At 55.8% G+C, this 13,317-nt stretch carries 11 protein-coding genes; all 11 read right to left on the reverse strand.

Annotated features, from left to right (window positions below; translation table 11 throughout):
- Positions 1-9: 9 nt before the first annotated feature.
- Complete coding sequence (locus ACVDG4_RS16205) at positions 10-594, reverse strand: NADH-quinone oxidoreductase subunit B family protein (protein ID WP_447235835.1); 585 nt, start codon at positions 592-594, stop codon at positions 10-12.
- Positions 591-1,319, reverse strand: coding sequence for a 2Fe-2S iron-sulfur cluster-binding protein (locus ACVDG4_RS16210; protein WP_306147694.1), 729 nt, complete (start codon positions 1,317-1,319; stop codon positions 591-593). Before ACVDG4_RS16210 ends, ACVDG4_RS16205 begins: the two co-directional genes overlap by 4 nt.
- Positions 1,316-3,196: an NAD(P)H-dependent oxidoreductase subunit E gene (locus ACVDG4_RS16215; RefSeq protein ID WP_447235836.1), complete on the reverse strand. Its 1,881-nt coding sequence runs from the start codon at positions 3,194-3,196 to the stop codon at positions 1,316-1,318. The genes ACVDG4_RS16210 and ACVDG4_RS16215 overlap by 4 nt, the downstream gene beginning before the upstream one ends.
- 249 nt (positions 3,197-3,445) lie before the next feature.
- Positions 3,446-4,582 (reverse strand): ABC transporter substrate-binding protein, encoded by a 1,137-nt coding sequence (locus ACVDG4_RS16220; protein WP_447235837.1) that lies wholly within the window; start codon positions 4,580-4,582, stop codon positions 3,446-3,448.
- Between the two features lie 124 nt (positions 4,583-4,706).
- Positions 4,707-5,564, reverse strand: coding sequence for a tryptophan 2,3-dioxygenase (gene kynA / locus ACVDG4_RS16225; RefSeq protein ID WP_447235838.1), 858 nt, complete (start codon positions 5,562-5,564; stop codon positions 4,707-4,709).
- Positions 5,565-5,669: 105 nt separating this feature from the next.
- Positions 5,670-6,761, reverse strand: coding sequence for an ABC transporter substrate-binding protein (locus ACVDG4_RS16230; RefSeq protein WP_447235839.1), 1,092 nt, complete (start codon positions 6,759-6,761; stop codon positions 5,670-5,672).
- Between the two features lie 95 nt (positions 6,762-6,856).
- Positions 6,857-7,921, reverse strand: coding sequence for an ABC transporter ATP-binding protein (locus ACVDG4_RS16235; protein WP_447235840.1), 1,065 nt, complete (start codon positions 7,919-7,921; stop codon positions 6,857-6,859).
- A gap of 13 nt (positions 7,922-7,934) precedes the next feature.
- A complete protein-coding gene (locus tag ACVDG4_RS16240; RefSeq protein WP_447235841.1) occupies positions 7,935-9,224 on the reverse strand; it encodes an MGH1-like glycoside hydrolase domain-containing protein in 1,290 nt (429 codons plus the stop codon).
- A 42-nt stretch (positions 9,225-9,266) separates the two neighbouring features.
- Positions 9,267-10,496: a carbohydrate ABC transporter permease gene (locus ACVDG4_RS16245; protein ID WP_447235842.1), complete on the reverse strand. Its 1,230-nt coding sequence runs from the start codon at positions 10,494-10,496 to the stop codon at positions 9,267-9,269.
- Positions 10,493-11,797 (reverse strand): carbohydrate ABC transporter permease, encoded by a 1,305-nt coding sequence (locus ACVDG4_RS16250; RefSeq protein ID WP_447235843.1) that lies wholly within the window; start codon positions 11,795-11,797, stop codon positions 10,493-10,495. The genes ACVDG4_RS16245 and ACVDG4_RS16250 overlap by 4 nt, the downstream gene beginning before the upstream one ends.
- A 162-nt stretch (positions 11,798-11,959) precedes the next feature.
- Positions 11,960-13,309 carry an ABC transporter substrate-binding protein gene (locus ACVDG4_RS16255; protein WP_447235844.1) on the reverse strand — a complete coding sequence of 450 codons (1,350 nt, stop codon included), beginning with the start codon at positions 13,307-13,309 and terminating at the stop codon, positions 11,960-11,962.
- Between the last annotated feature and the right edge of the window lie 8 nt (positions 13,310-13,317).

A 13,317-nucleotide genomic window follows, 5' to 3' on the forward strand; every position in this document is an offset into this window, starting at 1 on the left:
CGCCCCTGGTTAGTCGAACTTGATCATTTCGCGCTCAAAGCCCCGAAATTTCCCGGTGAGCAGCTTTGAGAGCGTGTCAAAAATAATGTCCCCTTCCGGCGCGCAGCCGGGGATCTGATAATCGATCTCCACTACCTGCGCACATGGATACACCTCATCGAGCAGCAGCGGCAAAGCCGGATCATTGGGCACATTGTGGGTCGTGTTCCGGATATAGCGGCCGGTGATGTAGGCCTCATCCAGGCATTCGCGTAAGGGTTCGTCGGAGTGCATGATCGCGTTGCGCATGGCCGGAAGTCCGCCCATGATCGCGCATTGCCCAAGAGCAATCAGAACATCGCAGTTGCGGCGGAAATCTTGCAAAACATGAACGTTTTCCTCGTTGCAGCAACCGCCTTCGATGATGCCGATGTCGCAGCGCTGGGTGAAACGCTTCTTGTCGGTCAAGGGAGACCGGTCGACCTCGACAAGCTTCATCAGATCAATCAGGCGTTCATCGACATCGAGGATTGCCATGTGACAGCCGAAACAACCGGCCAGTGAAGCTGTCGCGATCCGGGCCTTGGGAAGCTCGGCCTGAGATCTCGCACTCATTTGCGCTTCTCCTCAATGTCATGACCGATCAGCCCTTTGTCGAACTCCCGCTCGCCAATCGGAGTTACAAAACCGACCCGTTTGCGGATGATGCAGCCGACCGGACAGACTTCCGCCGAGATCGCATTGTCAGTCACAGCTGCATCTGTGTCGGCAAGGTTCTCGCCGTTCACAGCGACACGCCGGTGAATTCCCCGGCCGACATAACCAAAGACGCCCTTGCCATCGACATCCTGAGACGCCCGGATACACCGTCCGCAACTGATGCAGCGGTTGGTGTCGAGCGCAATGTCAGGGTGAGAAGCATCGAGAGCCCGGCAAGGTTCCAGATACGGAAAATTTGTCGCCTCGGTCATGTCGAGCCGGTAAGCCATTGCCTGAAGCTCGCAATTGCCACTGGCTTCGCAGATAGGACACAAGTGATTGCCTTCATGAAACAGCATTTCCACGAGATCACGGCGCATCTTGTTGAGGTGCGGCGTTTCGTTTTCGACCGTCTGGCCCGGAGCCGCCGGCTGGGTGCAGGCGGATACGCTCCGGCCGCCTGCTTTCACGGTACAAACCCTACAACTGCCCTGATGGCGCAGCCCTTCATGGTCGCACAAACGAGGGATGTAGACACCGGCCTCATCGGCAGCTTCCATGATGGTTTGCCCGGCATAGGCCGTGACCTCGACACCATCGATCGTGAAACTGAACCCGGTTTCCTTTTTTGTGCCGCTCATTCTGTGAAATCCCTGTCGAAGATGTAGGAACGGCGCTTGGCGATCTTCCGGGCACCCTCAATCGCCGACTGAATATCGAAAGTGTCGCGGATCCCGTCCTTGCTCGGCTTGGTCATGGCTGAATAGACCAGCGGGAAGTTCGCCAAGGTCGACAACACCGGATTGGGTGATGTCATGCCAAGGCCGCAGCGGCTGGTCTCAATGATCGTGCCGGAGAGATCCTTGAGGTAGTCGATGTCCTCTGGATTGGCGAGCCCTTTGCGGAACTTCTGGATTGCCTTTTGCAAGAAGACATTGCCGACCCGGCAAGGCGTGCAATAGCCGCAGCTTTCATGCACGAAGAACGACATGTAGTAGTCAACGATTTCAAGAATGTTCCGCTGACCGTTAAAGACGATGATCGCGCCACCGGTCGCGAGATCGTCGAATGTGAGCTTTCGGTGAAAACTGTCCCGGGCGATCATTGCACCGCTCGGCCCGCCAACCTGAACCGCCGCAGCATCCTGACCGCCGACCATTTCCAGAAGCTCCCAGACTGAATGACCGTAAGGAAGCTCGTAAATCCCAGGGTTTAAACAGTCACCGCAGACCGAGAACAGCTTGGTTCCATGACTGCCTTCAGTGCCCATGTCATGGAACCACTTCGCACCCTGGTCCAGAATGCGTGCGGCATGGCAGAAGGTCTCCACATTGTTGACCACGGTCGGGTAGCCGAGATACCCGCGATTGACCGGGAACGGCGGGCGGGTTTTCGGCTCACCCGGCAACCCTTCACAAGAACTGATCAGGGCACCTTCTTCACCGCAGATATAAGCGCCCGCGCCCATCTGGATACGGATATCAAAGTTGAAGCGCTTGGTGCCAAGGATCTCTTTGCCAAGCAGTCCGCGCCGGCGGCGCTCCTCTAGCACTTGTTCCAAAAGTTCGCGCAGGTAGACATACTCGCCGCGCAGATAAAGGATCCCTTCCTTCGCCCCAACCGCACGGGCGGCTATTGTCATACCCTCGATCAGAAGATGTGGCCGCTCTGTGAGAAGAACGCGGTCCTTGAAGGTGCCAGGTTCGCCCTCATCTGCATTGCAGATCACAAAAGACCGCTCAGCTCGCTCAGCTGCCGCAAATCGCCATTTGCGCCCCGTCGTAAATCCAGCACCCCCACAACCGCGCAAGCCGCTTTCTTCAATCATCGAGATAATCTGGGAGGAGGTGATGCTGACCGCTTTGGAAAGGCCCGCATCTTCGGGCACCGGCCCAAGAAGCACAGTACCGGCATGGCGGATGTTGTTGTCCACCATGCGCACTGCACGGTCATGCGGTGAGAGAGTGGCAAACCGGTCGCTGACAAGATCATCTGGGCTGCCGCCTGCTTTAATCGTCAGGGCCACTTCCCGCGCAGATTGAGCTGTCAGATTGGTCAGGACAATATCGTTGACCATCGCTGCAGGCGCTTGGTCGCACATACCAATGCAAGGGGTGTATTCAAGGGACACGGCCCCATCTGCGGATGTTTCGCCAATCTTGACCCCGAGCGCATCTTCGAAAGCGGCTGTGACGGCTTCCAGTCCGGCATACCGATCGACAATATCGTCGCACAGACGGATGGTAATCCGGCCTTTCGGCTGTAGAGACAGGAAGGAATAAAAGCTCGCGACCCCTTCGACCTCGATCCGGGTCAGACCGGTTTCTTCGGCGATCTGGTCCATGGTCGCTGGTGCAATGCATTGGAAACGGTCCTGAACCTCGCGCAGGATATCCAGCATCCGGTGCTTGTCATTGCCGAACCGTTCGCAGATCTCGGCAATCGCACCGTCCGGTACCGGGGTCACGCTGCAAGCTGCCTTCGATACTCCGTTGCCAGCCTGTTGACCGTTATCCATGATTTTCTCCCAAGGTCCGGCAGGACCCGGATGCAGCCTTTTTGCTCCGTAAGGCGACACACCCGGACCTGAGGTTCGCCGCATCACTGGCAAAACTCCGTAGCCCACACCGTTCCAGAGATGGCCTGACACGTCTTTGAGCAATATCAACGGACCGCGACCAAACGGCCGGACCTGAGCCCTAATACAGCGCCAACAAAAAAGCCCAGGCAATGTGCCCGGGCTTTTGATAATCGTTGATGGTCGATTTTACATGCTGCACTCACCAGCGTAGGCATCCGCATGATCGCTCAAGCCGGTGGCAATGATCTTGTTGGTATAGAAATCGCCTTCCTTAATGACTTCGCGGACATAGATGTCCTGGATCGGGTGGTGATTGTCGCCAAACTTGAAGTCACCACGGGTCGATGCGAAATCAGCTTCCTTGAGTGCCGCGCGGAATGCATCAGCATCCTTCACATCCGCCTTGGCCACCGCCGACAGCAGAAGATTGGCGGTGTCAAAGCCTTGTGACGCATAGAGCGACGGCAGGCGGCCATATTCAGCCTGGAAGCTTTCGACGAAAGCCTTGTTGGCCGGATTGTCGATGTCCTTTGACCACTGACTGGTGTTTTTCACGCCCATCGCCGCATCGCCGACAGCTTGCAGAATGCCTTGATCGAAAGAGAACGCCGGCCCAACGACCGGAAGGTCGATTCCACTGTCCGCGTACTGCTTCAGGAAGGAAATCCCCATGCCACCTGGCAGGAAAAAGAACACGCTGTCAGCACCGGAGGCCCGGATCTGAGCAAGCTCTGCGGCGTAGTCAGTCTGGCCGAGTTTAGTATAAAGCTCGCCAGCCAGCTCACCACCATAAAAACGCTTGTAACCTGTCAACGCGTCTTTGCCGGCCGGGTAGTTGGGTGCCAGAATGAAGCTGTTCATGTAGCCTTGATCTTTTGCGTAGGCACCGGCTGCTTCGTGCAAATTGTCGTTCTGCCAGGCCACATTGAAGTAGTTCGGGTGGCAGCCTTTACCTGCCAGAGCGGATGGCCCAGCATTTGGCGACAGATAGAATTTGCCCTGTGCGGTTACTGATGGCACGACGGCCATGGCAAGGTTCGACCAGATGATGCCGGTCAGAACGTCAACATTTTCCGACTGCACCAGCTTGTCTGCTAGCTTCACAGCCACATCCGGTTTGCGTTGATCGTCTTCAACGATCACTTCCAAGTCGGAGTTGCCTGCCTGTTTCACAGCAAGCAGGAAACCATCCCGCACATCGATACCAAGCCCGGCGCCGCCACCGGACAACGTGGTGATCATGCCAACTTTAACCGGCTCCGCCACGGCGGCACCGCTCAGCATGGCCAGCACACTTGCTGTTGCCGCAAGTCTCTTCAACATCAGAACTTCCCCTCTGTTCAACTGCTCCCGGACCTTGTTTTTCAGGTCCTTGAACAGCAGCTTAACTCGAGGATTGGAATTGGCAATGCTTCTTCTGCTTGACCGTAAATCTTGTCAGGTGCGCTCAGAGTTCCGTTCGGACATGCCAGAGTTCGGGGAACAGTTCGACCTCCAGCATGCGCTTTAGATAGGTCACACCTCCCGTGCCGCCGGTGCCTCGCTTGAAACCGATGACACGTTCCACCGTGGTGACGTGATTGAACCGCCAACGCCGGAAGTAGTCTTCCAGATCGACCAGCTTTTCACCCACTTCATAAAGCGCCCAGGATTGTGCAGGATCACGATAAATCTTCTGCCAAAGGTCCACGATTTCTGGCACCTCGCCATGCGGTTTGTCCGATGGTTTTGCGATCACATGCTCAGGAACGTCCAGTCCTTGCCGCTGCGCAAATGACAGCACCACCTGATAGAGGCTCGGTTTGCCAAGCTCCTGATTCAGAAGATCGACGTTTTCGGGGACATGTTCATGCGGGCGGATCATCGCAAGATTGCGGTTTCCGAGGGCATATTCGATCAGGCGGTACTGCAGAGACTGGAACCCGGACGACAAACCAAGCGAATCCCGGAACTGGGTATAATCGCTCGGCGTCATCGTCCGGAGCACGTCCCACGCGGAGTTCAGTTGCTCCATGATCCGGCTGACGCGCGCAAGCAACTTCATCGCTTCCGGCATGTGATCTTCGGCAATGGCTGTCCGTGCCCCTTCCAACTCGTGAAGCATCAACTTCATCCAAAGCTCGGACGTTTGATGTTGAATTATAAACAGAAGCTCATCCGGAGCATTCGACAAAGGAGCTTGCGAGCTCAGGATAGTCTCAAGGCCGAGGTAATCGCCGTATGACATTTTGCCGGAAAACGCCATTTCCGCGCCTTCAGTCTCAGGGTTGTAGCCACCAGGCTGAGTTTCGTTTTTGTTGTTCATGAAACACCTCACCTCCAGAATCATCCGGGAAGGTTTCAGCTTCACTCAATCAAGGCAAGAACAAACGAACAGCGACATTTAAGTCTCAAAACTCACGCTGCGGCTTCAATTCTTTGCAGCATTCAAGATCGCAGTTGCCGAAAAATCGTAATGCGACAGGCCGGTCATAGCCTGGCTGAAACCGAGAAAATCGATCTTGGCCCAGTTCTGATCACCCAACCGGTCGAGGAAGAGATTGACGTTATCCCGGGTGATCGCGGACATCTGAAAAGACACATTGTCTAGTGCACTCTTGGGTGCGGGCCGGTTGTGGTAATCATAGAGCATCACGATCACCCAGGCTCCGGCGAAGAAATGACCGCCATGCGTCATGGTCAACTGTCCGTTCTTGACCGCTTCCATCCCCGCTTTTGACCAATTCAAACCAGCAAAGGCAATGTTCTCACCGGGCTTCATACCAAGCTCGATTGCGGCCCGTTTTGCTCCGAGGGCAATGGCGTCATTTGCGCCCCAGATGGCATCAACCTTCGTCCGGTTCAAAAACGTCTTTGCCCTCTCATAAGCAGTCTCTTCGTTCCAATTCACCGGAACTGCGCCGATTAGATCGACACCGCTGTCAGCTGCAGCCTGTTCCATACCCCTTTGCCGGTCGAGAGCCGCCGGCGTGCTGTCGTCGCCGGTGAGGGCCAACATCCTTAGGCCGCCGTCGGCTGCACCTCCGGATTTTCCGAAGGAGACTAGGGACTGCGCCATCTCATAGCCGGCCCACTCATTGTTTGGGGTGATGGACCCGATGATTGTGGACTGAACGCGCTCGTTCAAAACTCCGTACTGGGATTTGGTCAATGTGTTTAGAAGAAATACTGTCTCAACCGGCTGCCCATCGAGCAGCTGCATAAGCCGGGCACCTTCCTGAAGCTCATTCACCAAGATGAAATAGTCAGGCAGATCTCCCTTGCTGAGACGCTCCTGTAAGAGCTTCTCCATATAATAGGGTCGCCGGTCGGCATTCAAAATTTCAAGATCGACATCAAAGTCTGCAGCTGCCGCCTGCATGGTCTTTGAAACATGGCCCCAAAACCCGCTATCCCCACCTGGATTGATGAATGTGACACGGAAGCCAGCGGCATGAACATTGGCCGCGCAAGCACTCACGAGAACACCGAAGGCCAGCAGGATGCTGCGCAGGATAGTCATGATAAGCACCGCCCCCTTCACAAACGAAGTGTTCGCGACCGATGCTTTATCCTATTACCGACATTCCGCATTGTATACGTTGTAAAAACACCTCATCAATTACTGCGGATCGCTCGGTCGTCCTTGTCAAAGAAGTGCATGCGGCTTTCATCGAACTTCAGTCCGATGCGTGCTCCTTCTGCGATTTCTTCACTGCCGCTGATCCGCACAAGGACAGTATCAAGGCCATCAAGCGCGACATAAAGGAACGTGTCAGCCCCGAGATATTCGGCAACCTCAACGGTGCCCGAACAGTGCCCCTCTTCCGGTGCAACAACCAGCATGTGTTCAGGCCGAATACCAAGTTTGACCGGCGCACCTGTTGCACTCGCATGCGGGTAATGGCCACCGCCATGGCCGTCGAGCGAGAACGAATCTCCGGAAACAGAACAGGGCAGGACGTTCATCTTCGGCGAGCCGATAAACTGGGCAACGAAAAGATTGTCGGGTCGCTCATAGAGTTCGCGTGGAGAGCCGACTTGCTCGATCTCGCCAGCCTGCAGGACAACAATTTTGTCCGCAAGTGTCATCGCCTCGACCTGATCATGGGTCACGTAAATCATGGTCGTTCCAAGGCTCTTGTGGAGCCGGGCAACTTCGAACCGCATTTCAACACGCAGCGCGGCATCCAGGTTCGACAACGGCTCGTCAAACAAAAACGCGCTCGGTTCGCGGACGATGGCCCGTCCGATGGCCACACGTTGACGCTGACCACCGGACAAAGCTTTGGGCCGGCGCTCAAGGTAATCATCGAGCTTCAGAATTTCCGCGGCCGCGTTCACTTTCCGGTCGATCTCCGCTTTTGGCACGCCTGCAGTCTTCAGGCCAAACCCCACATTTTCCCGAACGGACATATGCGGATAAAGCGCATAGGACTGAAACACCATTGAAAGACCGCGCCCGGAGGGCGGCAATGCGGTGACGTCCTTGCCGTCAATCTCGATTGCGCCGCGGCTCGATTCTTCAAGTCCGGAAATCAATCGCAGCAGTGTTGACTTACCGCACCCGGATGGGCCGACAAAGATAACGAATTCACCGTCCTGGATATCGAGATCAATTCCTTTGATGACTTGCAGGTCACCGAACCACTTCTCGACACTCTTGAGCTGGATTGCACCCATATCTGCTGCCCCCTTAAGCCGCTTGATCTGCTTGCGATGGTCTTGCCCAGGCAAGCCAGATCGCTGCTGTCCAAGAGAATGATCCACCACCGGCAGCTTCTGCTGTTTCCGGGCTGAAGTATTCCGCAAATCCGCCGGTTTGAATGAGCGCAGCCGTGTCACGCCGAAGCCTATCAGACCGGCCAGGATCACCAGCTTCCACGAAACCACGAGCAATCATGAAATTGACCATCGCCCAGACGGGGCCGCGCCAGTACCGTAAATGCTCATAGGCTTGATGCTCCGGATCGTAGGACGGCATCAGATATCGCACCTTTGCGCTGATCCGGTCGAAATGATCTTGAAGCGGCTTTAACACCTCAGGATCAGCAAGGCCTGCATAGGGCGCAAGAAAAGACGCACTTGAAACACCGTCGGTCTGTTTCCCGGTTCGCAGGTTCATGGCGACGTGAGCCTTGAGTTCTGCATTCCAAAGGCGCGCAGCGCCCGTTTCCATCCGGCTGATCCATCCCTCAATTTCTGGCACGGCACCCGTCTCTCCAAGACGGTCTGCGAGTACCAGAAGATCGCGGCAAGCTCTCAAGAGAATGAAGGTGATACCTGGGTCAGCCACGAAAAACGGACAGGTTCGGGCAACCTTCTCGGGATCCCAACCCACTTTCCGGCAAGCCGCAACGATAGAAAGGTAGCGGTCATAATCCTCTTTGTGCGGGCGCATGGCCGGATCGACATGAGAGGTGTCTTTCCGCTCGTATGGAGCGACATCCTTGATTTCGACACCGCGCAAGGCGTCATCCCAGTCCGGAAGATTGTCCCGTCCTGATTCCCAGGGATGAATAACGGCAATTACGCCGAGATTGTCTGGATCCCGGTAAGCCATAAACCAACGGTGCCATTGAAGGATTTTTGGGAAGAGCAACTTCGCCCGATCCAGAGCAGCATCAGAGGCATCAAGTTCCAGCAAGTCCCGGACGATGGTTGCGGCGACCGGAGGCTGAGAGTGGCCTGAACTTGGAATGGGTCCGCCATCTGTTCCCCAAACGGATGGGCCGGGGAAGTAACTCGGATCGTCCTTCCGGAACAGTATATGCGGGACCATCCCGTCTCGCCATTGCCCCTCAAAGAGCAACTCGATCTCCCGCCAGGCGCGGTCGGTGTCGAATGTCGCAAAGCCGCGGGCAACAAAGACCGAATCCCAATTCCATTGGTAGGGGTAAAGCCCCTTGGTCGGCACCGTGTATCCGCCCTGATCGTTGTCGGTCAGGATTTTCCGGGCGACTTGGTCTAACTCAATCTGTGACACGAATATCTCCTTGAGCTTCTTGTGAGCTCTTTGATGAGTTGGTTAGCCCTTCACACTGCCGGCCGTCAGGCCCTGGACAAGGAAGCGTTCGAACCAAAGAAAGATGAAGAGAACCGGAACGGTCGCGATCACCGCCCCCGCCATCAGGTGCTGCCGCGGAACCTCCGAGGAGTTCAGGGAAACCACACCGCGCGAGAGGGTGAATATGTCCGGATCATCGAGGAACATGAAAGCGAACAGGAACTCGTTCCAGGCAATCATGAACACATAGAGCGAGACGGAGGCCAGTGCCGGCAATGACAACGGCAGCGTGATCTTCATGATCACCCCAAGCCTGGACAATCCGTCCATCAGGCCAGCTTCTTCCAATTCGGACGGAAGCCCCCTGAAGTAACCCTGCAACATGTAGAGCGCGACCGGAATTGTTGTTGCTGGGTAGACAATCAGCAAACCGGTCAACGTGTTGCGCAGGCCCAACTGTGAGAAGACGGCATAAAGCGGGATGACTAGAACAATCGCCGGAACCATGTAGATCAGGAGCACCGAACGGGACAAAAGTGCCTGCCCCGGAAACCGCAAACGGGAGACTGCATAAGCGCCCGGCACCGAGAACAGCAGCGTCAGGATCACGGTACCCACCGATACAATGGCCGAGACCATCAGATAGCGACCGAAATTGAACTGTGTGAAGAGCTCAACATAGGACCGGAAGAGACCGTCAAACCCTTGGGAGAGGTCGATCGACAGATCAAGCGGATTGGCAAGCAACGCCTGTTGACTTTTCAGCGATGTCATCACCATCACGTAAAAGGGCAGCGCGACGATAATCGTGAAGACGACGAAACCAATTCCCTTGAAGATCCGGATATAGATCACCTCGCGTTCGTACCGCGACATCGACCCGAGCGTTGCGCCATTGAGGCTCATATGATTGGCTGCCGTGACGCTGGCAACAAAGGCGAGCAGTCCGGCCAATTGCCAGAGGGGAACGTTGTTTAGAGGCAAAGTGAAAGGTGCTGCGAACGTACCCAACAGCAGAACGAGCGTCAGGACGACCGCGGATAACACCCAGGCAGGCATCCCTTTTATGTCCGCAGTCTGCCGCCAAACCAGAACCAGCGCTCCGATCAAGCCGGCCACTCCGGCGGCAGTCGCCTGAGGCAGAGCAACTTCGCCAGTGATAAGGGTCAAGGTGACCCCAATCACCACCATGGCGGTCACGCCCCAAATAAGGCCCGTGATGGCTATCAGAAGAATGCTGCCGGGTCTCATAGGCCTTCCTCCTTGGGTGAGAAGTGCAGGAAGAGTGTCGCGAAAGTAACGAGGACGACAAAGATCACCACGGCTACCGCAGCACCAGCTCCAAGGTTGGACAGCGCAAAACCTTGTTCATAAACATCAACTGTCAACGTTCTCGTTCCAGCGTTGCCGCCAGTCAGAAGGAAGATGTCGTCGAACTTGTTGAAGGTCCAAATGAAGCGGAGAAGGAACAGGACCGACAGGATGCCCATCAACTGCGGCAAAGACAGGTACCAGAACTGCTGTAGCGGTGTTGCGCCGTCCATTTCAGCCGCTTCATAGATATCTGTGTTGAGCGACTGCATGCGCGCGAGAATAAACAGGAAAGACAATGGGAAATAGCGCCAGGCCTCAAACGCGATTACCGTCGAAAGCGCCAAAGGAAACTCCATCGGGATCCCGAAGAATGAAAACTCCACGGCCCGCTGACCAAAGAAATTGATCGGGTCCGCAACGACACCCATTTTGGTCAAAAGCGCGTTTAATGTTCCGGAAAACGGGTCGAACAGAACCACCCAGGTGAAGGCAACGGCAATCACCGGCGAGACGTAAGGAAAGAGGAACAGTCCGCGCAGAAACCCGCGCCCCTTGAACGTCGTGTTCAAAAGTTGCGCAGCAAACAGCCCGAGCACCAATGCTCCGGCCGTCCCGAAGATCGTGTAATAGAACGTCACCCGCAGCACCGACCAAAATTCATCTGCATCAAAAATTCGGACGAAGTTATCGAAGGTGAAGTCGAGGTTTGTCAGGACATTGTCTGCATCGCCCGACACCTCGGGGATGGTTGCCCGCTCGGGGCGGTCAGCTGCCAAATAGGCCGCGGTTACCGTTCCCTCAAAGCGCAGCCGCTCACGCCATTTTGGCGGAACAGTGCCGATGTCACATGTGATCGACGCGCCTTGAAGCGCGCAAACCTCAGGCACGCTCGTTACATCGAACCCATCAGGTAGGGTGTCCCGCAAAACAACATCCCGGATTTCCTTGTCCTGCGAGGAATTGCGCATCCGGTATTCGAGTGTCGCCGCATCGCCTGCACCTTCCGGATTGCCGCGCATGCGTTCGTTTACCAGCACACTTGGGGGCCGCAGGTCTGCAAGTTGAACCGGCTTGAAGCTGATCCAGAAATTGGCAAGCAAAGGGCCTGCAACGATGGCCAGAATGATCAGGAATGTTGGCGCCAGCATCAGGTAGGCGAGCCGCATCTCCCGTCGTTGCATCGGTCCGATGCCTTTCGGCGGCCGGCGCTCGGCGATGGTCTTGTCCTGCGCGGTCATGGTTTCCTGCTCAAGTTTCAAACGGACAGAAATAGGGCAAAAAGTCCCTGTGCTTCGACGGTTCAAACCGTCGAAACTTCATTGTGCGAAGGCCCTCTTTTTATGAGGGTTGGTGAGCGATGGGATTGGCCCGCGCTTGAGAAACACGGGCCAAATTTGGAGTTACTGGATCTTGGCCAGTTCTTCGTTCAGCTGGGCAACGGTCTGCGCCGCGTCCCGTTCACCATCAATGTACTCCCGGACGAGCCGGTTGATCGCCTGGCTGTTGATGATCTTTGAGGCCAGAGACAACTGTCCTTCCTTGACGCCCCAACGCGCAGCCGTATCGAGACCGGAAACAATGGTGCTGATGGTTTCGGCATCATAAAGATCGGTCAGCGGTGCCTTGCGGTCCACACCCACCGGCAACTTGGACCAACCTTCAACAAACGCTGTCGGATTGTCCTTGGTGCCTCGGCGGATTGGGAACTTGCCTTCCGGTGCGATCGACAGGGTCGACATGTAACCGTCATCCATCGAGAACTCGACAAACTGCATGGCAGCGTCCGTGTCCGCATCGTTTGTGATGCCGAAGTAACGCACATCCCCCCAGGCAGCGCCATCCGGATTGGACGGACCTTTCAACGTCGTCACGATCCCGGTCTTAGATGCAAGCTCTTTGGAGGTCGGATCATCCGTAATGGTTGGCGGTGCACTGTCACGCAGACCAGCCAGCTCATCAAGAATGAACGGAGACCAGATGATCATCGCTGCTTTGCCGGCAAAATACAGCTCGCGAGACTGCTTCCAGAACAGATCTCCTGGAGGAGAAGCCTCGGCGATTGCCTTATAGAATTCGAGTGCTTCAATCGTCTTTTTTTCGTCCAGCGGCTTGAAGCCGTCACTGCCGACCGGGCTGACGCCATTGGCCAATAGAACATGCTCGAGCACCTGGCTCATGAAGTTCTCATCAACCTTGGTGGCTGCGACGAATGCAAACATTTCCGGCGGGTTATGAAGTTTCTCAACCGCTGCCAAAATGTTCTCGTAGCTGTCGGGGGCCGCGAGGCCATTCGCATCGAAAAGGTCCTTGCGATAGACAACCATCTGTGTCCAGCCATCAACCGGCACAGAAGCGATCCCACCTTCGACCGCGGCCATTGCCACTGCGCCAGGCGCAAATGTATCGGTTCCCAGGTTCTCCAGAACCTCTGTCGCAGCTTCGGTATCCAGGATACCGGCCTCTGCCCATGGCAGCGCATACTGCAGGGTGTGATAAATCACATCCGGCAGATCACCGGCAGCGAAAGCTGCGGTGGCACGGGTTCCAAGATCGGATTCCGTGACTGGAATGACATCAACCTCGATGCCGGTTTTTTCTTTAAAGGCCGCAGCCAGTTCTTCCTGTTTCGCCAGCCGCTCCGGCTGCTCTTCCGTCGTCCAGAAACGCAGGGTTTCTGCCTGAGCCACCGTAATGCCCAATGCGAGTACGCCCGCAATGGTCGAGGTCAGGAAAGTGCTCCTCCCAATCATGTCAGTCT

The sequence above is a fragment of the Roseibium sp. MB-4 genome, assembly GCF_053005265.1.